Source organism: Cryobacterium sp. Hz9, from assembly GCF_004402825.1.
GTDB lineage: Bacteria > Actinomycetota > Actinomycetes > Actinomycetales > Microbacteriaceae > Cryobacterium > Cryobacterium gelidum.
In genome coordinates, this window is record NZ_SOFC01000022.1 from 24,341 (window position 1) to 45,988 (window position 21,648).

The 21,648-nt window shown below is 65.9% G+C and carries 20 protein-coding genes and 1 pseudogene; 9 read left to right on the forward strand and 12 right to left on the reverse strand.

Annotated features, from left to right (window positions below; translation table 11 throughout):
• The first annotated feature begins 7 nt into the window (after nt 1-7).
• Nucleotides 8-1,294 carry an ATP-binding protein gene (locus E3N85_RS11190; protein WP_134463242.1) on the forward strand — a complete coding sequence of 429 codons (1,287 nt, stop codon included), beginning with the start codon at nt 8-10 and terminating at the stop codon, nt 1,292-1,294.
• A gap of 157 nt (nt 1,295-1,451) precedes the next feature.
• On the opposite strand, the gene E3N85_RS11195 is transcribed toward E3N85_RS11190, so the two are convergent.
• A complete protein-coding gene (locus tag E3N85_RS11195) occupies nt 1,452-1,916 on the reverse strand; it encodes a hypothetical protein (protein WP_134463244.1) in 465 nt (154 codons plus the stop codon).
• A 263-nt stretch (nt 1,917-2,179) separates the two neighbouring features.
• On the opposite strand from E3N85_RS11195, the gene E3N85_RS11200 reads away from it, so the two are divergent.
• The 3 genes from E3N85_RS11200 to E3N85_RS11210 all read left to right on the forward strand — a co-directional run bounded on the left by E3N85_RS11200 (nt 2,180) and on the right by E3N85_RS11210 (nt 4,597).
• On the forward strand, nt 2,180-3,247 hold the full coding sequence (locus E3N85_RS11200) for an ATP-binding cassette domain-containing protein (RefSeq protein ID WP_198412101.1): 1,068 nt from the start codon (nt 2,180-2,182) through the stop codon (nt 3,245-3,247).
• Nucleotides 3,248-3,330: 83 nt separating this feature from the next.
• Entirely contained in the window at nt 3,331-4,158 is an 828-nt protein-coding gene (locus E3N85_RS11205) for an ABC transporter permease (RefSeq protein WP_370289244.1), read from the forward strand.
• A 34-nt stretch (nt 4,159-4,192) separates the two neighbouring features.
• Nucleotides 4,193-4,597 (forward strand): VOC family protein, encoded by a 405-nt coding sequence (locus tag E3N85_RS11210; protein WP_134463248.1) that lies wholly within the window; start codon nt 4,193-4,195, stop codon nt 4,595-4,597.
• A 9-nt stretch (nt 4,598-4,606) separates the two neighbouring features.
• Here the strand turns inward: E3N85_RS11210 and E3N85_RS11215 are convergent, their stop codons facing one another.
• On the reverse strand, nt 4,607-5,455 hold the full coding sequence (locus tag E3N85_RS11215) for a LysR family substrate-binding domain-containing protein (protein WP_198412102.1): 849 nt from the start codon (nt 5,453-5,455) through the stop codon (nt 4,607-4,609).
• 96 nt (nt 5,456-5,551) lie between these two features.
• Here E3N85_RS11215 and E3N85_RS11220 point away from each other — a divergent pair, with 96 nt between their 5' ends.
• Nucleotides 5,552-5,989, forward strand: a complete 438-nt coding sequence (locus E3N85_RS11220; RefSeq protein WP_134463250.1) for a DUF5997 family protein — start codon at nt 5,552-5,554, stop codon at nt 5,987-5,989.
• A gap of 51 nt (nt 5,990-6,040) precedes the next feature.
• Here the strand turns inward: E3N85_RS11220 and E3N85_RS11225 are convergent, their stop codons facing one another.
• Nucleotides 6,041-6,703 (reverse strand): alpha/beta hydrolase, encoded by a 663-nt coding sequence (locus tag E3N85_RS11225; RefSeq protein WP_134463252.1) that lies wholly within the window; start codon nt 6,701-6,703, stop codon nt 6,041-6,043.
• A gap of 126 nt (nt 6,704-6,829) precedes the next feature.
• Between E3N85_RS11225 and E3N85_RS11230 the strand changes: the two genes are divergently transcribed.
• Nucleotides 6,830-7,414, forward strand: a complete 585-nt coding sequence (locus tag E3N85_RS11230; RefSeq protein WP_105035269.1) for an NUDIX hydrolase family protein — start codon at nt 6,830-6,832, stop codon at nt 7,412-7,414.
• Between the two features lie 94 nt (nt 7,415-7,508).
• Here E3N85_RS11230 and E3N85_RS11235 read toward each other — a convergent pair whose 3' ends face one another.
• The 5 genes from E3N85_RS11235 to E3N85_RS11255 all read right to left on the reverse strand — a co-directional run bounded on the left by E3N85_RS11235 (nt 7,509) and on the right by E3N85_RS11255 (nt 12,349).
• Complete coding sequence (locus E3N85_RS11235) at nt 7,509-8,501, reverse strand: nucleoside hydrolase (RefSeq protein WP_134463254.1); 993 nt, start codon at nt 8,499-8,501, stop codon at nt 7,509-7,511.
• A 104-nt stretch (nt 8,502-8,605) separates the two neighbouring features.
• Complete coding sequence (locus tag E3N85_RS11240; RefSeq protein WP_134463256.1) at nt 8,606-9,097, reverse strand: GNAT family N-acetyltransferase; 492 nt, start codon at nt 9,095-9,097, stop codon at nt 8,606-8,608.
• A gap of 108 nt (nt 9,098-9,205) precedes the next feature.
• Entirely contained in the window at nt 9,206-10,819 is a 1,614-nt protein-coding gene (locus tag E3N85_RS11245; protein WP_134463258.1) for a DEAD/DEAH box helicase, read from the reverse strand.
• A gap of 250 nt (nt 10,820-11,069) precedes the next feature.
• A complete protein-coding gene (locus E3N85_RS11250) occupies nt 11,070-11,708 on the reverse strand; it encodes a DUF1684 domain-containing protein (RefSeq protein WP_134463260.1) in 639 nt (212 codons plus the stop codon).
• Nucleotides 11,709-11,797: 89 nt separating this feature from the next.
• Nucleotides 11,798-12,349: a hypothetical protein gene (locus tag E3N85_RS11255; RefSeq protein WP_174722482.1), complete on the reverse strand. Its 552-nt coding sequence runs from the start codon at nt 12,347-12,349 to the stop codon at nt 11,798-11,800.
• 43 nt (nt 12,350-12,392) lie between these two features.
• On the opposite strand from E3N85_RS11255, the gene E3N85_RS11260 reads away from it, so the two are divergent.
• Both E3N85_RS11260 and E3N85_RS11265 read left to right on the forward strand, forming a co-directional pair.
• Entirely contained in the window at nt 12,393-12,833 is a 441-nt protein-coding gene (locus E3N85_RS11260) for an EVE domain-containing protein (RefSeq protein WP_241978456.1), read from the forward strand.
• A gap of 31 nt (nt 12,834-12,864) precedes the next feature.
• The gene (locus tag E3N85_RS11265; protein WP_134463264.1) at nt 12,865-14,130 is read left to right on the forward strand and encodes a hypothetical protein; all 1,266 of its coding nucleotides are present in this window, start codon (nt 12,865-12,867) and stop codon (nt 14,128-14,130) included.
• A gap of 201 nt (nt 14,131-14,331) precedes the next feature.
• Here E3N85_RS11265 and E3N85_RS11270 read toward each other — a convergent pair whose 3' ends face one another.
• From E3N85_RS11270 to E3N85_RS11285, 4 genes are all read right to left on the reverse strand, one after another.
• On the reverse strand, nt 14,332-14,826 hold the full coding sequence (locus E3N85_RS11270; protein ID WP_134463266.1) for a SprT-like domain-containing protein: 495 nt from the start codon (nt 14,824-14,826) through the stop codon (nt 14,332-14,334).
• A gap of 61 nt (nt 14,827-14,887) precedes the next feature.
• Entirely contained in the window at nt 14,888-16,015 is a 1,128-nt protein-coding gene (locus tag E3N85_RS11275; RefSeq protein ID WP_134463268.1) for a sorbosone dehydrogenase family protein, read from the reverse strand.
• Between the two features lie 140 nt (nt 16,016-16,155).
• Nucleotides 16,156-16,764 (reverse strand): hypothetical protein, encoded by a 609-nt coding sequence (locus E3N85_RS11280; RefSeq protein WP_241978457.1) that lies wholly within the window; start codon nt 16,762-16,764, stop codon nt 16,156-16,158.
• A 108-nt stretch (nt 16,765-16,872) separates the two neighbouring features.
• Nucleotides 16,873-17,769 (reverse strand): spermidine synthase, encoded by an 897-nt coding sequence (locus tag E3N85_RS11285; RefSeq protein WP_134463270.1) that lies wholly within the window; start codon nt 17,767-17,769, stop codon nt 16,873-16,875.
• 339 nt (nt 17,770-18,108) lie between these two features.
• Here E3N85_RS11285 and rpoB point away from each other — a divergent pair.
• Nucleotides 18,109-21,610, forward strand: a pseudogene (gene rpoB, locus E3N85_RS11290) (DNA-directed RNA polymerase subunit beta).
• Nucleotides 21,611-21,648 lie beyond the last annotated feature (38 nt).

Here is a 21,648-nt window from a genome sequence, read left to right on the forward strand (position 1 = left end):
GATCACGATGACCGGCTGGCGACTGCGCGACTTTCACTCCGACGATTTGGACGGCATTTTGCGTCTGTGGGAAGAGATCAAGGCCTCGGACACCGAGCCGGTCTACGGCCTCTCCGAGGTGCTCGCCTCCTGCCAGAAAGATCACGCCGTCGTTGCGGTGCACGGCGACGAGGTCGTCGGCGCCGCCGTCGGCCGGGCCGCTCACGCGCAGGGCTGGATCGTTTTTCTCGCCACCGCCGAACACTGGCAGAGCCAGGGCATCGGAACGGCATTGCTCGCCGCACTCGAGGCCCGGATGGCCCCGCATGGCATGACCAAGCTGTCGGCGCTCATGCCCGAATCCGAAACCAAGGTCGATGCATTCATCAATCGCGGTTTCGAGGTGAAGAAGAACCTGCGCTACTTCGAGCGGCACATTCCCGTGCAGCGGGAAGAGCTCAAGCTGCTCGGCGAACTCGGCGGGCGGGTGCTGCCGCGCGACCTGTGGCAGAAGGTCGGCGGCATGGCGCGCGAGAAGGAACTGCTCGAGCGCAGGCTTGTCATGCCCCTGGCCAAACCGGAACTCGCCGAGCAGTATGGCGTCTCGCCGCCGAAGGCCGTTGTTTTGTTTGGCCCTCCCGGCACCGGAAAGACCACCTTCGCCAAGGCGATCGCTTCCCGACTGGAATGGTCCTTCATCGAGGTCTTTCCGTCACGCCTCGCGGCCGACCCGCAGGGCCTCGCCGGCGCGTTGCGGGAAACTTTTCTCAAGATATCTGAGCTCGAACACGCGGTCGTGTTCATCGACGAGGTCGAGGAGATCGCTGCCCAGCGGCAGGGCGAACCGCCGTCGGCCATGCAGGGTGTGACCAACGAACTGCTCAAGATCATCCCGGCTTTTCGGGAGCAGCCCGGGCGTCTGTTGGTATGTGCGACCAACTTCATTCGCGCGCTCGACTCAGCTTTTCTGCGTCACGGCCGCTTCGACTACGTCGTACCGATCGGGCTGCCGGATGTCGCCGCTCGCCATGCCATCTGGGAACGCTACATTCCGGCGGCCGTATCGGGCGAGGTCGACCTCGCCGTTCTGGTCGACAAGAGCGACGGGTTCTCTCCCGCCGACGTTGAGTACGCCGCCCATCGCGCCTCCCAGCATGCACTCGAGAAGGCACTCTACAAATCCGCCGACGGGCCGATCATCAACGGTCCCAGCACCGAGGACTACGCCGTCGCGATTTCCGAAACGCGCCGAACCGTGTCCGAAGAGGTCGCGGCCGAGTTCCTTGAAGACATCGAGCGTCTCGCCCGGCTCTAGGAATAGGTTGTCGCCGGCACAATTGGGCGCCCTGGGACCCGGCAGACCCGGCAGACCCGGGCCGACCCGGCTCACCCAGCATCCCCGGCATGCCGGGATCGGACTCGGATACCGGCCGACGGTATCCGCTTGTCACGGCGCTGAACCGACTCGGGAGTCAGCGCCCAGAACGGCGGTGGAGTGCGACGGCGACGAGCGCCTGCCAGATGACAAAACCCTCGACGACGACTGAGAGAAGGCCGAGCGGTTCAAGCCAGTTTCCGATGTCGCCGGTGGCCATCGGCATGCCGACGGTGCGATTGATGATGAACCCGACTATGACTAAGGCCGACAGCGCTGCAGCGGCCAGAAAGTCGAGTCGCGTACCGACAACGAGTACTCGCTCGATCGTGACAGCGGAGGCGATGATCAGCCCGATGTAAGCGATCGCCAGGTAGGGAGTTTCGGCGAACTTGCCGGGTAGATCGAGGATGTGAATTGAAGCAACGACGGCGAGCGAGAGCGCGACCGTAATGCGGCGAGCCAGCAGATGCTGGTCGATCACCCTCGTGCTCGCGGTGTCCGCGGGCACTTGCGTGGACTGCGCGCCTTCGGCCGACGATCGCGTGGTGGTTGTGGACATTATTACCTCTCGATTGGGTCTTTCCCCGCGTTCACCATGACATGCGTCGACCCTCCTTGGCCGAATCATCGGGATTCCATAGCATTCTCCGTGTTCCCTGTCAGGCAGAGACGAGGACTCAGCGTCTTCGAGAGCTTGCGTTTCGCCGAAACCCAGCGTGCCGACCCGGGTTGAATCACACAATCCGCGGTTGTCGAAGCTGGGGGGCGTTACTAGCATTGCAGCGAACCTTCTTGCTACACCGATACCGCAAGGACACCCCCGTGATCATTGAGGCCCAGGGCCTGACCAAGACCTACCAGTCCAAAAGCGGGCCGGTGCACGCGCTCGCCGGGCTCGACCTGCAGGTTCCACGCGGCACGGTCAAAGCCCTTCTCGGCCCCAACGGCGCGGGAAAGACCACCGTCGTGAAGATGCTCACGACACTGATTCGACCGGATGCCGGCACTGCCGTCATCGACGGAATCGACGTCGTACGCCACCCCAAATCGGTGCGCCGCATCATCGGGGTGTCTGGCCAGTACGCCGCCGTCGACGAGAACCTCACCGGCTTCGAGAACCTGGAGATGGTCGGGCGCCTGTATCACCTCGGCGGAGCGGCAGCCCGCAAACGGGCGCAGGAACTCATTGACCTGTTCGAGCTCACCGCCGCCGGCAACCGGCCGGTGAAGGGCTTTTCCGGAGGTATGCGGCGGCGCATCGACCTCGCCGGTGCCCTCGTCATCAACCCCAAAGTGCTCTTTCTCGACGAGCCGACCACCGGACTCGACCCGCGCAGCCGCATCGCCCTGTGGGACGTGATCAAGCGTCTCGTCGCCGACGGCACGACCGTACTGCTGACCACGCAATACCTCGAGGAGGCCGACCAGCTCGCCGACGACATCGTCGTCATCGACGACGGCCGTGTTATCGCCGAGGGCACCTCCGATCAGCTCAAGGCGCAGATCGGCGGACACCGCGTGGTCGTGGCGCTCGTCGATGCCGCCGACGGCGCGGCTGCCAGCGAGATTCTCGCCCGGTACGGAACGGGGGACCCTTCGGTCTCCACCGACGGCCGTGGAGTGGAAGTTGCCGTCACCGACGGTCCGAACGCGCTGCAGAACATGCTCGCCGACCTGCGCGGCGCACAGATCAACCTGCACGATGCTGGCATGCGCCGCCCGACCCTCGACGACGTGTTCCTCAACCTCACCGGCCATAAAGCCGATCTCACCGTCACTGACGACGACCCCGCTTCCAGCGGACGCAAGCTCTCGAAGCGAGCGCAGGCCAAGCGCGACCAGACGCTCGCTGCGACTACCGACACGGCAGATCTGGAGAAAGTAAAATGAACCCACGACACGCCACCGTTTCGGCCGAGCCCACCACGCCAGGGCGGGGCCACGAGGAAAGTCTCGCGGCGGGAGAATCTCGAGTGGCGACATTGCCCCCGTTGCCCACCTGGAACCCGTTGTCGCTGTGGTATTCCGATGGCTGGACCGTCACCAAACGCAACCTGATCAAGATCAAGCGTTCGCCCGACATGCTCGTGTTCGCCGTGATCCAGCCGATCATGTTCGTGCTGTTGTTCAGCCAGGTCTACGGCGGCGCCATTGCGGTTGCGGGCAGCGACTACACCCAGTTCCTCATGGCCGGCATCTTCGCTCAGACCGTCGTGTTCGGGGCGACATTCTCGGGCGCCGCCATGGCGCTCGACCTGAAGGAGGGCATCATCGACCGGTTTCGAAGCCTGCCGATGAACGCATCCGCTGTACTGATCGGTCGAACGAATGGCGACCTCGTGCTGAATTCCATCTCCATGGTCATCATGATGGCGACCGGCCTCGCGGTCGGCTGGCGGGTCACCACCTCGCCGGTCGAATTCCTGGCCGGAGTCGGCCTGCTCCTGCTGTTCGGCTATGCATTCAGCTGGGTGATGGCGTTGCTCGGCATGAGCGTGAAGAGCCCGGAGGTCATCAACAATGCGTCGTTCTTGATTCTCTTTCCGCTGACCTTCGTCTCGAACGCCTTCGTGCCGAGCGAAACCCTGCCGACCGCGCTGCGCATCTTCGCCGAGTGGAACCCGGTGTCTTCGCTCGTGCAGGCCGTTCGCCAGCTTTTCGGCAATCTCGGCACCGCTCCGGTGCCCGATATCTGGACCATGCAGAACCCGATTCTGACCGTGCTGATCGGCATCGCCGTGATGCTGCTCGTGTTCGTGCCGTTGTGCATTCGCAAGTTCGCGTCGATCAGCTCCCGCTGACCGGCCCCGCATCACCGACAAAGGAGCCACTCTCATGACCCAGCACCAGGCCGAACACGGTGTCGGCATCATCGGCGGCTTCAGTGGTTTTGCGGTTTCAAACCTCGACGCCGCCCGCACGTTCTACGCCGAGACCCTCGGACTTGAAGTGACGGTGGAGGAGATGGGCATGTTGCGCATTGCCTTGCCCGGCGGAGCAGCCGTCATCGTCTACCCGAAGCCCGACTTCGTGCCGGCCACCTATACGATGATCAATTTTGTGGTGACCGACCTCGACGCGACGGTCGACGAACTCACCGAACGCGGTGTGGACTTTCTGCGCTACGACGGTTTCGAGCAGAACGACAAGGGAATCGCCGCCGGCGGTGGGCAGGGGCCAGACATCGCCTGGTTCACCGACCCGTCGGGCAACATTCTGGCGGTTCTGAAGAACCCGTAGGGGCAACGCCTAGCGGCCGCGGCTCTTGCCCTTGTTCGGGTTCTTGGTCGGACGCGTGCGGCCGGGGGAGCTCTCGGTTTTCTTGCGCACGGCGGGCTTGGCCTTGGCCGCAGCCACCCGGATGGCCTTGGCCGCGGCCTTCGCCTTGTCGGTCTTCCTGGGCTTGCGTGGCGGTTTCGGCGGGCGGCCGTCGCTGCGCGCGGGCGCTTCCTCGACCTCAGCGGATGTCGCGCCGTCGGCCGCCTTGCCGGTATCGGTGCGAGAGCTCGCCTTGGAGCGTCCGCGCACGATGCCGATGAATTCTTTGATGTCGTCGGTGGTCTCGCGGGTGAGCCAGGCCAGGGCGATCTGAGTGTCGGCGACATCCGTCACGGGGCGGGACACGACGTCTTTGCGGCCATACAGCCGGGCGATCGAGTGCGGCACAATGATGATGCCTACGCCGGCGGCGACCTGCTCCATGGCCTCGTCGAGGTCACGCATCGGCGGCAGGGGCCAGCGGGTGCCGTCACGCACCTCGTCGGCGAGGTCGCGCCACTCGGGCACGTCGTCGGGGTTCTGCAACAGGTGCTCGCCAGCCAGGTCGGCCAGCAGCACGGTCTCCGCCTGCTCGATCGGGTGATCTTTCGACGCGACCACGACCGGAATCTCCCTGTACAGGTTGATGACGCTCAGATTGGTGTCATCGATCGGGAGACGCACGAGGCTGAGCTCGGCGCGACCATCGTGCAGCACCGCAATCTGCTCTGCGGTCTCGGTGCGAAACACGGTGAGGGGAACGTCGGGGCGGCGGTCGCCCCAGATGCGAGTCCACTTGGTGGGGGTCACACCGGCGACGAATGCGATGGAAAAGCTCACCGGCATCCTTTCTCGGTAGTTGCGGGTGGTGCACGCATTCAACAACAGCGTGCGATTTGCCCTTGGGAGGGTCCTCTCAGGCTATACGCTTGAACAATGAGTTCCGAGAAGAAGCCCCAGACCATGAAGCCCGCCACGGCGGCCCAGAAACTCGGGATTCTGCTCGACGCGGCACCGGCCGAGTTCCAGACCGAATTTGTCAGCCGCACCGAGCTCGCCGAGTTCATGGCCAACCCGCCGGAGTGGCTGACCCTGCTGCGCGCCAACGGGCCGCACCCGCGCCAGGTCGTCGCCGCCAAACTCGGCGTCTCGATTTCTGGCCTGGCCCGCAGTGAGGTCACCGACCCGCTCACCACCGCTGAAATCGCCGCCCTGCTGCAGCAGCCGCCAGCGTGGCTCGTGCTCGAGCGCTCCACTCAGGCCGGCGTACGCGCCGACCAGATCGCGGTCAAAGACCGCGACGCCCACCGTGCGGCCAAGAAGGCGCACGTCGAACGCCAGGCCGCCCAGGAGCAGGCCAAGCGCGACCGCTAGCCGCTGCACGTCGCGAGGTACCCGGCGACCCATCCGCTTGCCTCAGCGCGTTCAGACGGTCGGTTCGGCCGCGGCGGCCACGTACTGCGTGCGCAGAAAGTTGACCACGTCGCCCAGTTCGACCTGCGAGATCGAGTGGGGAAGCCCCTCGTAGATGCGCTCGGTCAGGGTGCTGTGGCCGGGCAGCCACGACTGGGTGCGTTCGATCGCACTGACCGGAATGACACCGTCGGCGGTCCCGCGGCCCCAGAACACGGGCAGCGGATGCTCGGCGAGCAGAGTGTCGCCGCTCTGCTGCCCGCTCGCGACGAAGCCGGAGAGGTTCACCGCGAAGTTGAAGCGGTCGGGCGCGGCGCGCAGCAGTTGGAGTGCCATGGCTCCGCCCTGCGAGAAGCCGAGCAGGCCGACCTCCCGGGGCTGGTGCGGCAGGGCGTCCAGCCAGGACAGCACGGCAGCGACGGCCGCGTCCACCGACGCGGTGTCGGGATTGCCCGGGTCACGGATCGGAAACCAGGCCCATCCGTCGCCGACCGGCAGTGGCGCGCGCAGGGCGGCGATCACCGGTTCGAGCGGCAAGTGTGCGGCGAGTGAGAACAGGTCGCCCTCGTGCGAACCATAGCCGTGCATGATGATCAGCAGCGGCCGATCGGTCTGGTCGGCGCCGCTCGCCGACCAGAGTACGGCGGCAGTGTCGATGGGGGTGCTGGTGGTCATGGGTCCTCCCAGGTACACGCGACGCGAGGGCGCCGCGCACCCCATACTTTCATTGCTTGGCGCGCTTCTCGCACCGGGCAGCGGCGCGCGTGCGCGAGCGGGGCCGGCGTAGGACAGAATGGCACTATGAGCGTGCGAACCCCTGACCCCGATCCGGACTGGACGCCGAAGCCTCCTGAGGGAGCCCCGAATACGAATCCGGGCTGGCTGAAAGACGTCGAACTCGCTGAGATTCGCCGCCGGCTGCCCATTCTCTATATCGAGGCCGTCCCCGTGCGGGTCGACGGTCTCGGCCAGGTCGTCGAGGTCGGCGTGCTGCTGCGCGCCCGCCCCACCGGCGAGATGACCCGAACCCTGGTCTCCGGACGCGTGCTCTACGGCGAAACCCTGCGCGACGCACTGTTCCGCCACCTGGAAAAAGACCTCGGACCGATGGCTTTTCCGCAACTGCCGGCCAGCCCCGTGCCGTTCACGGTCGCCGAATACTTTCCCATGCCGGGAATCACCGCCTACACGGATGACCGCCAGCACGCGGTCTCGCTCGCCTACGTCGTTCCCGTCAGCGGCACCTGCGACCCCCGCCAGGACGCCCTCGAGATCACCTGGATGACCCCGGCCGAGGCCGCCTCGCCGGGCGTATCGGCCGAGATGGAAGGTGGCCGCGGCACCCTGCTGCGCGCAGCCCTCGCCTCCGTGGGTCAGCTGTACTGAGCTGGCAGCGCGGCGTGGCGGCACTCGATGAAGAAGCGGGCACTCCTTTGGACGAGTGCCCGCTTCTCGAACGAGTGCCGTGACGTGCGGTGGCCTACCGGGGCGGGAGCGCTGAACCGAGGCCGAGCGTATCGAGGAACAGGCGCACGTAGCGGTCGACATCGACGTCGAGCGCGACCTCTGCGGCTTCCCAATCGCCGGCCAGGCCGTGCACGATGTCCTCGCCCGGATGAGTGCGTTTGTCGACCAGCGTCTGTCCCCGGCCGTAGCCGGAGAGCTGGACGCGTAGCGGCAACATCGCGGTCTGCAGGCCATCCGGGTCGACCAGGGCGCACAGGGCGCCGGCATCGCCGATCAGTCCGGTGTAGTCGGAGTTGCGGCCAGACCCGAGCGCGATGCGATTGGTCAGGAGCCGACCGACGACCTCTGCCAGGTGGGAATCGCTGTGCAGGAGTGCGGCGGCAACGGGCTCGGGTACGGAGACCTGGTTGAACACGTCGAGCCCGTACATGAACGTGGGCACGCCGGAGTCGAGCACGATCGCCGCAGCCTCCGGGTCATGCCAGACGTTGAACTCGGCGACGGCGGTGGCGTTGCCGACCGTGGTGGATCCGCCCATGAAGACGATGCGTTCGATGTTGTCGACGACGTCGGGGTACTGGCGCAGCAGCAGCGCCAGGTTGGTCTGCGGGGCGAGAGCGACCAGGGTGACCGGGTGCGGGCTGGCCTGAATGAGCCGGCGCATGAGTTCGATCGAACTGATCGACTCCGCCTGTCGGTCACTCGGCGCAAGCTGCAGCGTGCCGAGGCCGCTTTCGCCGTGCACGTGCGCGGCTGACCTGGCCGGTTCCAGCAGCGGACGTCGGGCTCCGGCAGCGACGGGGATGGTCGGAGCAGCTGCGACGTCGAGAATACGCAGGGTATTCTCGACGACACGCTCGAGCGAAGCGTTCCCGGCCACACAGCTGATGCCGAGCACGTTGATGCCGGGGTGCGCGAGCGCGAACAGAATGGCAAGGGCGTCGTCGACGCCGGTGTCGACGTCGAGGATGACGGGGATCGCCTCGGGGGCCGTGGAATTAGTCATCCGCTCACCCTATTGCGTCGGGTCCGCTTCAAAACCCGGCCGGGACGGCTACGACCACAAACCAGCGTCGGACGGCAGAATGTGCACGTGTGAGCAGGCTCGACCTATCGAACCAGGCGCACCTCGTGCAGCGTCTCGCCGAGCACCCCTTCGTTGCGCTCGAGGCCGTCCGCGAAGTAGCCGTTGCGGGCATAGAAGGCGTGCGCCCGGGGGTTGTCGGCGGCGACCCACAACGACGAGGCACCGGGGTCGACCACGGAATCGAACAGCTGCTGGCCAACGCCTAAGCCGTGGTTCGCCTCGAGCAGGTACAGGAAGAACAGCTCGTGCGGAGTGGGCTGGTCGGCGTCGCGCGTCGGACCGCTGCCGGCGAAGCCCACGATCTCGCCATCGACGAGCACAACGTTCTGGCGGTACTCCCCGCCTTGGCTCGTAAAGCGGCGCCAGAGGGCTGCGAGGCGCTGGGGGCGCAGCTGCGACAGTGCTGCCTGGCTGAGCAGATGATCATAGGTTTCATGCCAGCAGGCGGCATGTACGCGGCCCAGGCTTTCGGCATCCGCTTCGCTGACCGGTCGAACGACAACTATGGTGTTCATAATTCGACACTAACCGTTTTTGCGGGTGTCGCCTGACGCGTGCAGACAAAAAACGGGCCGGCCTCGCAAAGAGACCGGCCCGTTTTTCAAGCGGATGCTGCGGGCTGGCTAGCCCTGCGACCGGCGCGGAGCGGAGCGTCCGGCTCCACCCGAGCTCGGTCCGCGAACGAGTCCGCCGACCTGCAGGCTGCCGACGCGGGCTCCACCGGAACGGCCAGCAGCCGAACCCGAGCGGGGTGCGCTGGAGGACGCACCAGCCGGACGGCCGGTGCGCTCGCGACGCGCGCCACCGGCCGAAGCCGCGTCGCGGCTCACGCCACGGCCGCCGTCATTACGCTCGGTGCGGGCACCGCCGCGGCTTCCGCCGGAGCGGCCGGCACCGGCATCACGGCCGCCACGGTTCGAATCACCATCGCGACCGCTGTCGGCGCCCTGCGAGCGGCCACCCTGGGCACGTCCACCCTGCGAACGACCGCCCTGAGACCGACCGCCCTGCGACTGGCGCTGCTGCTGCTGCGGTGCCTCGACGCGGGGGAGCGGCTTGACGTAGGCGGCGACGTCGCCGACGAGGGCGTCGACGGCGGGGGAGGACGCATCCACGCGCTGCGGGGTCACCTTGATGGCGGCCTTGCGCAGCAGGGCGTCGGTGTCGCGCTTCTGCTCGGGCAGCACGACGGTGACGACGTCACCGGCGCTGCCGGCACGGGCAGTACGGCCCGAACGGTGCAGGTATGCCTTGTGCTCGGCCGGCGGGTCAACGTGGATGACGAGTTCGATGTCGTCGACGTGCACGCCGCGAGCGGCGACATCCGTTGCGACGAGAACCTTGACCGTGCCGGCGCTGAACGCGGCGAGGTTGCGGTCTCGGGCCACCTGCGAGAGGTTTCCGTGCAGGTCGACGGAGGGAATGCCCGCGTCGGTGAGGCTCTTGGCGAGCTTCTTGGCCTGGTGCTTGGTGCGCATGAAGAGGATACGACGGCCGGAACCGCTCGCCAGCTTCTGCACGAGTTCCTTCTTGGCGTCGACGCCGGCGACCTCGAACACGTGGTGGGTCATGGCCGAGACGTGGCTGGTCGCCTCATCGACCGAGTGCATCACCGGGTCGTGCAGAAAACGCTTGACGATCTTGTCAACGCCGTTGTCGAGCGTGGCGGAGAACAGCATGCGCTGGCCGGTGCCGGGCGTCTTGTCGAGAATGCGGGTGACGACGGGCAGGAAGCCCAGGTCGGCCATGTGGTCGGCCTCGTCGAGCACGGTGATCTCAATGGTGTCGAGGTTCACAAAGCCCTGCTTCATGAGGTCTTCGAGCCGGCCGGGGCAGGCCACGACGATGTCGACGCCGGCCTTGAGCGCGGCGACCTGGCGGCCCTGGGAGACACCGCCGAAGATGGTGGTGGTGTTGAGGCCGTAGGCCTCGGCGAGCGGGGTGATGGCATTGGTGATCTGCGTGGCGAGCTCGCGGGTCGGCGCGAGGATCAGACCGAGCGGGCGACCCGGGCGGCGCTTGCCGCCGGCGAGGTTGCCGCCGAGGCGGGACACCATCGGAATGGAGAAGGCCAGGGTCTTGCCGGAGCCGGTCTTGCCGCGGCCGAGTACGTCGCGGCCGTTCAGGGTGTCGGGAAGGGTGTCGACCTGGATCGGGAAGGCGGTGTCGATTCCCTGGGAAGAGAGAACCTTGACCAGGGGAGCTGGCACGCCGAGCGCGCTGAAGGTTGTAGACAAAGTGGTGCCTTTCGGGGCATCAGTCTCCTCGCCCGTTCGGTGTACCGTCGAGCGGCAATCGAACCAGGAGGATTCACATGGCGAAGGTGCCGAAGGGCACATCCGTTCGCCGTAAGAATGTTCATTCGCAAAATCAAGACGACCCGATGGGCGGCCTCGATAAAAGAGGGCGTTCTACGACGCAGCAAGCGCAACTACGCACTCGCAAGTACTCCTACTCTAGCGGATGCTGTCAAATCGGCTGCAGAGCCTAGGAGTGATCGCCGTGGTACAGCTCACCGACAGGCACCTCGACGTCGATCATGTTGCCGCTCTGCGGCAGGGGGCACGCCCACATCGGGTCGTAGGCGCAGGAGGGATTGTAGGCGAAGTTGAAGTCGAGAATGAGGCTGTCGTCGCCCATGCCCGGGCCGAGGTCGGCGCCCTTGATGGTGTCGAGCAGGTATCGTCCACCGCCGTATGTTCCATCGTTCTTGCCGGCCAGGGCATCTTTCAGCGGAAGAAACAATCCGCCGCCGTAGCTTGCGAGTCGCCACACATCGAGCGAACCCAGGTAGGGCAGTCGCACGGTCCCGACCAGATCGAACGGTACGGTGCCATCGGTACCGGTCTCCACGACCATGCGATGGGGCTGCTCGGCCCGGTGCACCTGAGCCTCGAAGCGCCAGTCCGGATCGTAGGCGGCGATCGGAAGCTTGGTGAAGGCCGAACGGTCATCGGGCAACAACGGTGACGCCGGATGCCCCGCGAACAGTTCATCCCGCCCGGAACGCCACAGCTCGTGCCCGCTTTTCGGGCTGCTCGCGCTCAACTGGCGCACCCCCGCGTACAGTCCGGTCACGTGACGGCGCCAGTCGGCGATCTGTAAGGCTCCGAGGGAAGAACTCATGGGGCTACGCTACCGTCGCCGGGCGCGGTGCGCACCGGATCGAGGTGTGGCAGGGGCCGGAGGGCTGTTCGGCCGGCACCGGAGAATCGCTAGTCGCCGTCGGTTTCGGCGGGTGCCACACGCTGAGACAGCGGCACAAAGGTCGGGTCGTCGACGCCGACGTCGTGCTGCCAGGTGGGGGCGAGGCGCTTGAGCCGCAGCATCCGCCACTGCCAGAATGCCCAGAACGAGGGCCAGAGCGCGAGCGTGGCCGGTCGGCCGCGAAAAATAAGCTGGTCGCGGTAGAGCGTTTTGCCGGTGCCAGCCGGGTCTGGCGCGATCGCCATGCGGTGGTCCCAGAGTGTGACCGCGGACAGTGCGCCGGACACGCCACGCCCGGTGTCGCGCAGGATGCGCACCCCGTCGGGCCGGTTCGTCACGTTGGCGAGCCGAATGATCTGGGTTCCCATCGGCACCAGGCCCAGCGCCGTGAACACAGCGGGGTGTTCGCCGGGCTCCCAACGGGTGGGAAACCCGCCGGCCTCGAGCGATTCCACCGCCATGAACGGCGAACTCACCTCGCGAAACACGGCCGGGCTGTGAATGGCATGCCAGGCAGCATCGGGTGTGCAGTCCAGGATTTCTTTCAGCAGTACGCGCATCTGACCAGTTTGGTCTGAGCGTGGCATGCAGTACAACTGTCATGTGGCAATTCGGTTCTGGCTCGGCGTTGTACACCGCGAGCATGTACTGCGCGGTGTCGATCTGGGGATTGCCCGCGCCAACCGCGGCGCCGGCGACGTGATCGCGCAGATGGGTGAAGCCGACGGCATCGTCTACTACTCGCCCAAGACAGCCATCGAGGGCGATCCGCTCAGGGAGTTCACCGCGATCGGCCGCATCGCGGATGCCTGCGCCTACCGGGTGGGTGACCCCGGCAACGAGTTTCGCCCCTGGCGACGCCGGGCCGACTACGACCTGGATGCCTGGCCGACGAGCATCCGCCCGCTGTTGTCGGTGCTGCAGCTGACCCGCGGCAACCCCGACTGGGGATTTCAGCTGCGGCGCGGCGTGCTCGAGATCTCGCGGCACGACTTTGAGATGATCCGGCAGCAGATGCGGCGGCCCTCCGCTGACGATCGGTAGTGACCCAGCATCCCTCATTAGACTCCTCGATATGAATGGCGATCTCTGGTGGGTACCCTCGGTCATCGTTATCGGCCTCGTTCTGGCCGGAGTCTGGGCGCTGGTGGGCGCGTCGCGGCGGCGCACGCGGGCTCGGCTCGGGCAGGTGAGCGCCGCGGCCGCCGAGCTGGACCGCAGCGCGAATATCAGCCTGGTGCGTGCCGACGATCTGGTGCAGGACGCCATCGACGAGCTCGATTTCGCGATCGCACAGTTCGGCGAATCCGCGACGCGGGAGTTCGCAACGGCCCTCGCGACCTCGCGGCGCCAGCTGAGCGACGCTTTCGCGCTGCAGCAGAAGCTCGACGATGCCGTGCCGGACAGCGCCGCCGAGCGCACCCGCTGGAACCTGCAGATCGTTCAGTTCGCCGATGACGCGACCGGCCGGCTGAGCAACCAGGCCCGCGACTTCACGGTCAAACGCGGCGTCGAGCGCAATGCGCCCCAGCAGCTCGACGAGCTGCGCCGGCGACTCGAGCGGGTCTCTGACCGGGTCGCGGGCGGCGCGAGTACCCTCACCCGACTGGGCCAGAGCTATTCCGCGTCGGCGCTCGCGCCGATCAGCGGCAACGTGGGCCGCGCCCGCACGGCGCTCGAAGCAGCTCGGGTAAGTGCCGATTCGGCAGCCGAACACCTGGCGGCGGCATCCGCTGAACCGGTCGGTGAGCAGCTACAGGCCGCCGAGCACTCACTGTTTCAGGCGGCGCAACTGCTCGATGCGATCGAAACCGGCGAAGATGAGTTGCATCGCGGCTTCGCCAACCTGCAACAGGCACTGGTTGCCGCCGGGTCGGAACTCGCCGAGGCTCGCGCCCTGCGCGATGGTCACGAAGAATCCGATACGAGCGCCAACCTCAACCAGGTCATCAGCGAAGCGGCGTCGGTGCAGACGTCGCTCCAGGGGCCCGGGCGGCTGAGCGACCCCGCCGCGGATCTCGTTCTGCTCGAGGCGGCCATGAACGGGCTGGACAGCATCCGCTCTGAGGCACGCAACCGGCAGCTGCGGCTGGACAATGCGCGCACCGCCCTGGCCGGGGCGCTGCTCACCGCCCGCAGCCAGATCACGCTCACTCGCGATTTTGTGGCCGCGCATCGCGCGCGGGTGCAGGCCCCTGCCCGCACCCGGCTGGCCGAGGCAGAACGGCAGCTGGCGCTCGCCGTGGCGGAGAGCGACCCGGTGACCGCCCTCGACACCGCCCGCCGCGCCATGACACACGCCACGGATGCCGACGCCCTCGCCCGCTACGACACGCACTGACCGGCTGCACTGTCCCGCACGGACCGGCCGCACGGACCGGCCGCACGGACCGGCCGCACGGACCGGCCGCACTGACCGGCCGCACTGACCGGCCGCACTGACCGGCCGCATTGTCCGGCACGCACCGTCCGGCACGGACCGGCCGCATTGTCCGGCACGCACCGGCTGCACTGTCCGGCACTGACCACCTCCACTGCGCTGCTACAGGCCCGTGGATGCCGCGGCTCGGCGCCGGATCGCCGTCGTAATCTCGCGCCGCAGCCAGGTGATAGCGTGCGCATGGTCGAATCGGCGGGCACAGAGACCGCAGGCCAAGGGCCGGGTGGGTTGCCGATACCGAAAGTGCGTGTGTCCGGCGGGGCAGGTGCCCACCCAGGGCGCAAGCTCGTTGGCGATCTCGCCGTCGTGGGTGCGCTTGCCGTCGTAGCCGAGGTCGTTCGCCATTTTCTTCCAGCGCGGGCCGTGCCCGGCCCGGGGGCCGACCAGTGCGTGTGCGAGCTCGTGCAGCAGAATCTGGTGCACCTCGTCGTCGGCGTACCGCGAGGCGAGGTAGCGCGACACGGTGATGTGTTTCTTGCTGAAATTACAGAGACCGGCCCGCTTCTTGGCGTTGTCGAAGCCGAAGGTCCAGCTGGGGTCGAGGTGCAGAACGATGAGCGCATCAGCCCATCGGCGCACCCGGGCAAGATCGGCCATCAGGGCAAGAACCTTCCCGAGCCGCAAACGTGCGTCTGGGCGAGATCGGACGCCTGGATCATCAGGGTGTCACCGCAACCTGGAAGAGCCGGTCGTCGCCGGCCTCCGGGGACCCGCGGCCATCCGTATTGTTGCTCACAAACCACAGTGTGCCAGCAGGACCCGACACCACGTCGCGCAACCGACCGAACCCGTGCACAAACCACTCCGCGGGGGTTGCAGTGGAGGAGTCGCTCGTGATCGGAATGCTCCACAATCGTTGCCCGCGCAGGCTCGCCATGAAAATGGTGTCATTCACGATGGCGATGCCGCTCGGGCTGGCTTCATCGGTCGACCACTGCCGTTCCGGGTCGATATACGCGGAGTCCCCGGCCTGGCCCTCAACCAGCGGCCAGCCATAATTGCCGCCGGGCACGATGCGGTTCAGCTCATCCCAGGTGTTCTGGCCGAACTCGCTCGCCCAGAGCTGGCCGCGCGAATCCCAGGCCATCCCCTGCGGGTTGCGATGCCCGAACGAGTAGACCAGCGTGCCGAACGGGTTGTCAGCTGGTACCTGGCCGGTGGGCGTCATCCGCAAAATCTTGCCGCCGAGAACGTCGAGGTTCTGGGCGTTGGCGGCGTTTCCGGCGTCCCCGGCCGTGGCGTACAACAGGCCATCCGGACCGAAGGCGATGCGACCGCCGTTGTGATTGCCGGCTCGTGGGATCGAATCCAGAACCGGGTCGGGCGCCCCGAGGCCGTGGCTGCCGGGGGAGCCGGCTAGCGGCATCCGCTCAATGCGGTTGTCGGTCGCGGTGGAGAAGTAGGCGTAGACCCAGCCCGCGCCGCCGGGGGCCGCGGTATCTGCCAGAAAAGCCAGGCCGAGCAGCCCACCCTCACCGTTGGGCTCGGCCGCCGACACCGTGCCGGCCTCCCGCAAGCTGCCGTCGGGCAGCAACTCGCGCACCCGGGTCGTGTCGCGTTCGCTGATCAATGTGGCGCCGTCGGGCAGCCGCAGAATCGACCATGGCGCCGCCAGCCCCGAAGCGATCACGACCGGTTGGCCGAGCGGACGCACCGGCGCAAGCGGGCCTTCACCGGTGCCAGGTTCGGTCGGTGCCGATTGGGCCGGCGTCGATGTGGCCGGTGTCGAGGTGCCCGGTGCGGCGCGCGGCGCCTCGGCACTGCAGGCGGCCAGAGCGAGAATCATCAGGGCGGCTGACGCAGTGACAACCGCGCGGTGAAGCCCCTGCGTCCGATGGATCACCGTTTACCTCGCCTTCGTGGTGAACACAGCATGCCGTAGAACGTGCCCGACGGCCAGCACCGAGCCGACAGCACCGATGGGAATCAGACCTGAGAGCTGCGGGCCGCGATGTGCGACTCCACGACCGCCACGGCGAGCAGCGAGCTGTCGAGTTCGTCGGCGTCGGCACCGTCTTTCTCGCGCAGAAACACCGCCGCGGTGAAGTCCGCGAGCGCGCCGTCGAGGTTGCCCTGGTCGAAGTACACCTTGCCGCGGTGCTGACGGGCGTAAGCGGCGAGGCGGGTCCACTCGTGCACCTCGGAATCGAGAATGCAGTGGGTCAGCTCACTCGCTGCCTCTTCGAGCTTGCCCTGAAACTGCAGAACCTGCGCCCGACGGATGCGACTGGCCACCGCCTGCTCTCGGTTGCCGGTGAAGCGCGACTGGCGCAGGGCCTCGTTCGCGATCTCCCAGGCTTCATCGAGCCGACCGACCAGGCGCAGCAAAGCGACCTTCTCATTGAGTGCGGCCAGGCTGCGCAGGTTGCCGAGTTCGGTGAGCCGTGCGCCAGCGGCCAGAAGGTCGACTTTTTCGCGCAGGGTGATGGGGTCGTAACCGATGATGAAACTCAGGGTGTGTTCCTGTAATGACGAGGGCGGACGCGGCCGCAGGGGGTAGACGGGTCCCCTCAGAGTACCGCCGCCGGTAGACATCCGGCCGCAGCTGCTCCCGTGGCGAGGTGAGGAAACCCGGCGGGCCAGGCGCAACGCCGGTACTGTCCCGCACCCGGCTCGCATCTTTAGACCTGGCAGCGCAGACCGCTAGTGACCGATTTGAAAGACGGTGCGGCCGGGCAGCGGCGACTGCGTGGAGGTTTCGTCGGTTGCCACGAGTGAACCGGCCATGAACTGCTTGAGTTCGGTGCCCTCGATCACCTTCGCCGGGTGCGGGCCGTTGGCGAGCAGCCGCGGAATCCAGTTGAGGTCGATCGGGGTGTGCGCGGCGATGAAGACGATGTTGCCGAAGCGGCGGCCCTTGAGCACCTGTGTCTCGGCAAATCCGATCACGTGCGCGAATACCGCCGAGAGCGTGGCGGCCTGGCCGCGCGCGAAGGCGAGGCCGGGGCCATCCGCAACGTTGACCGCGAGTACGCCGCGCGGCGACAAGAGCGGAGCGGCGAGCGCGAAGAACTCACGGCTCGTCACGTGCTTGGGGGTGCGCGCCCCCGAGAAGATGTCGACCACGACGAGGTCGACGGCGCCGTGCAGCCCGGCGGGCAGCTTGCCGAGCACCTCGCGGGCATCGCCGTGGCGCACGCGCAGCTGGGCGCGTTTGTCCCAGGGCAGCGCGGCGCGCACGAGATCGATCAGGTCGCTCTCGATCTCCACGACCTGCTGGCGGGATCCCGGTCTGGTCGCCTCGACGTAGCGGGGCAGCGTGAGCGCGCCGGCTCCGAGGTGCACTGCGGTGATCGGCTCGTGCGGCTCCCCGAGCAGGTCGATCACATGACCGATCCGTTGGATGTACTCGAAGAACAACTCACCGGGGTGGTCAATGTTCACGTGTGATTGCGGAGTGCCGTCGACCACGAGTTGAAAGCTGCCCGGGGTGAATCGGTCGGGTTCGATCACCGCAGTGTGTCCACTCAACTTCAAGACGACCGACGGATGCCCCGCGTTGTCTGCCACGTCACTCTTCGCGCTGCGCCCTGTACTCATCTCCCCAGTCTGCGCCATCCGCTTCGCGAGAGCGCAAAAAGTGCCCGTTTGCGGGCGATGATCGGGCACGTGAAGCGCGTGTGTTGGCTGGAAGCGAACGCGGGTGGGTGGGTTATACCTGAGAATTTGCAAATTGGCAAGAAAATGGTGGACACGTCGCGATCGGGGGCATACACTTGATCTTTGCGCTCCCAGACAAACCTTGCCTTCATATTGCGGTCGGCTTTGCGTGTTCAAGCCACCTTGAGGCACATTTCCTACGAGATTCTTTCCTAGGGTCTGCGGAGTCATCACCAATAACAGTAACTAGACCTGACGGGGTCCACGGAGGTTATTTCCTTGGCTGCTGCGCGCAACGCAACCACCAATTCACCCAAGAACGGCCGCTCAGCTGAGCGTCTGTCGTTCGCGAAGATCAGCGACCACTTGAACGTTCCGGATCTGCTTGCTTTGCAGACCGAGAGCTTCGACTGGCTCGTCGGCAACGACATCTGGAAGGCTCGCGTCGCCGAGGCCCAGAAAGCCGGACGCCAGGACATGCCGAATCGCACCGGGCTCGATGAGATCTTCGAGGAGATCTCTCCGATCGAAGACCTCGGCGAAACGATGCAGCTGTCGTTCACCAACCCGGAGCTCGAGCCGGAGAAGTACACCATCGACGAGTGCAAGGAAAAGGGTAAGACCTACTCCGCACCCCTCTATGTGAACGCTGAGTTCATGAACCACCTCACCGGTGAGATCAAGACTCAGACCGTGTTCATGGGTGACTTCCCATTGATGACGCCCAAGGGCACCTTCGTGATCAACGGCACCGAGCGTGTCGTCGTGTCGCAGCTGGTGCGCTCCCCGGGTGTGTACTTCAACCGCGAGCAGGAGAAGACGTCTGACAAGGACATCTACTCCGCCCGCGTCATTCCGAGCCGTGGTGCCTGGCTTGAATTCGAGATCGACAAGCGCGACCAGGTTGGCGTGCGCATCGACCGCAAGCGCAAGCAGTCCGTGACCGTGTTCCTGAAGGCCCTCGGCCTCACCAGCGAGCAGATCCTCGAAGAGTTCAAGGGCTACGCGTCCATCGAGCTCACCCTCGAGAAGGACAACATCCTTACCAAGGAAGAAGCCCTCAAGGACATCTACCGCAAGCTTCGTCCCGGCGAGCAGGTTGCCGCCGAGGCCGCACGTGCGCTCCTCGACAACTTCTTCTTCAACTCCAAGCGCTACGACCTGGCCAAGGTTGGTCGTTACAAGATCAACCGCAAGCTCGGCCTCGAAGCGCCGCTGAGTGACTCCGTACTGACGCTCCAGGACATCCTGGCCACCATCAAGTACCTCGTCGCCCTGCACGACAACCAGACCACCCTCAAGGGTCTGCGCGACGGCAAGATGACCGACATCAACATCGACATCGACGACATCGACGACNATCGACCACTTCGGTAACCGTCGTATCCGTGCCGTTGGCGAGCTCATCCAGAACCAGGTTCGTACCGGCCTGTCCCGCATGGAGCGCGTCGTTCGCGAGCGCATGACCACGCAGGACATCGAAGCGATCACCCCGCAGACCCTGATCAACGTGCGCCCCGTCGTGGCGGCGATCAAGGAATTCTTCGGTACGTCGCAGCTCTCGCAGTTCATGGACCAGAACAACCCGCTCGCCGGATTGACGCACAAGCGTCGCCTGTCCGCGCTGGGCCCGGGTGGTCTGTCCCGTGACCGCGCCGGCGTCGAGGTGCGAGACGTTCACCCCTCGCACTACGGCCGCATGTGCCCCATCGAGACCCCGGAAGGCCCGAACATCGGCCTGATCGGTTCGCTCGCCTCGTTCGCGCAGATCAATGCGTTCGGTTTCATCGAGACGCCGTACCGTCGCGTGCAGGGCAACAAGGTCACCGAGACGATCGACTACCTCACTGCGAGTGAAGAGGACGACTTCATCGTCGCCCAGGCCAACGCGCCGCTCACCAAGGACTCGCACTTCGCCGAGGCCCGCGTTCTGGCTCGTAAGAAGGGTGGCGAGGTCGACCTCGTTCCCGCTGAAGACATCGGCTACATGGATGTCTCGCCGCGCCAGATGGTCTCGGTCGCGACTAGCCTCATCCCATTCCTCGAGCACGACGATGCAAACCGCGCGCTCATGGGTGCCAACATGCAGCGTCAGGCGGTGCCGCTGCTTCTGAGCGACAGCCCGCTCGTCGGAACCGGCATGGAGGTCTACACGGCCATCGACGCCGGTGACGTGCTCACCGCGTCGAAGCCCGGTGTGGTCTCCGAGGTGTCGGCGGACGTCGTCACCATCCAGCTCGATGAGGGCGGCACGCAGGACTACTACCTGCGCAAGTTCTCGCGCTCCAACCAGGGCACGAGCTTCAACCACCGCGTGATCGTCAACGCCGGTGAGCGCATCGAAGCCGGCGAGGTTATCGCCGACGGGCCCGCCACCGACCAGGGCGAGCTCGCCCTCGGAAAGAACCTGCTCGTGGCATTCATGCCGTGGGAAGGCTACAACTTCGAGGACGCGATCATCCTGAGCCAGAACCTGGTCAAGGACGACACCCTCTCCTCGATTCACATCGAAGAGTACGAAGTGGATGCCCGCGACACCAAACTGGGTAAGGAAGAGATCACTCGCGACCTTCCCAACGTGTCTCCGGACTTCCTCGCCGACCTCGACGAGCGTGGCATCATTCGCATCGGAGCCGAGGTTCGCCCCGGTGACATCCTCGTCGGCAAGGTCACGCCCAAGGGCGAGACCGAGCTCTCCGCCGAGGAGCGCCTGCTGCGCGCCATCTTCAACGAGAAGAGCCGCGAAGTTCGCGACACCTCGCTCAAGGTTCCCCACGGTGAGCGCGGCACCATCATCGGTGTCAAGGTGTTCGACTCGCAGGACGGCGACGACGAGCTCGGCTCGGGCGTCAACCAGCGCGTGGTCGTGTTCATCGCCCAGAAGCGCAAGATCACCGAGGGCGACAAGCTCGCCGGCCGTCACGGCAACAAGGGTGTCATCTCCCGTATTCTGCCGATCGAGGACATGCCGTTCCTCGCCGACGGAACCCCGGTCGACATCATCCTCAACCCGCTCGGTATCCCCGGTCGCATGAACTTCGGCCAGGTGCTGGAAACACACCTCGGCTGGATTGCGAAGCAGGGCTGGAACGTCGAGGGCAAGCCGAAATGGGCTGCTCGTCTTCCGGAGCACGCCTTCAGTGCCGCCCCCGGCACGAAGGTCGCCACCCCGGTATTCGACGGTGCGCTCGAGATCGAGATCGAGGGTCTCCTGGACTCCACGACCCTGACCCGCGACGGCGAACGCCTCATCGGTTCCACCGGAAAGACCCAGCTCTTCGACGGCCGCTCCGGCGAGCCGTTCCCGATGCCGGTGTCCGTTGGATACATGTACATCCTGAAGCTCCACCACCTCGTCGACGACAAGATCCACGCTCGTTCGACCGGCCCGTACTCCATGATCACGCAGCAGCCGCTGGGTGGTAAGGCGCAGTTCGGTGGACAGCGCTTCGGTGAGATGGAGGTGTGGGCGCTCGAAGCATACGGAGCCGCTTACGCCCTGCAGGAACTCCTGACCATCAAATCTGACGATATCCTCGGCCGCGTCAAGGTGTATGAAGCCATCGTCAAGGGTGAGAACATCCAGGAACCCGGCATTCCCGAGAGCTTCAAGGTTCTGATCAAGGAAATGCAGTCGCTGTGCTTGAACGTCGAGGTGCTCTCGGCCGATGGCACCGCAGTCAGCCTGCGCGACACGGATGACGAGGTGTTCCGCGCTGCGGAAGAGCTCGGCATCAACATTTCCACCCGGTTTGAGTCGTCGTCCATTGACGACATCTAAGCCTGGACCAAAGAAACTTCGAAAACTTTCCAAGGAGA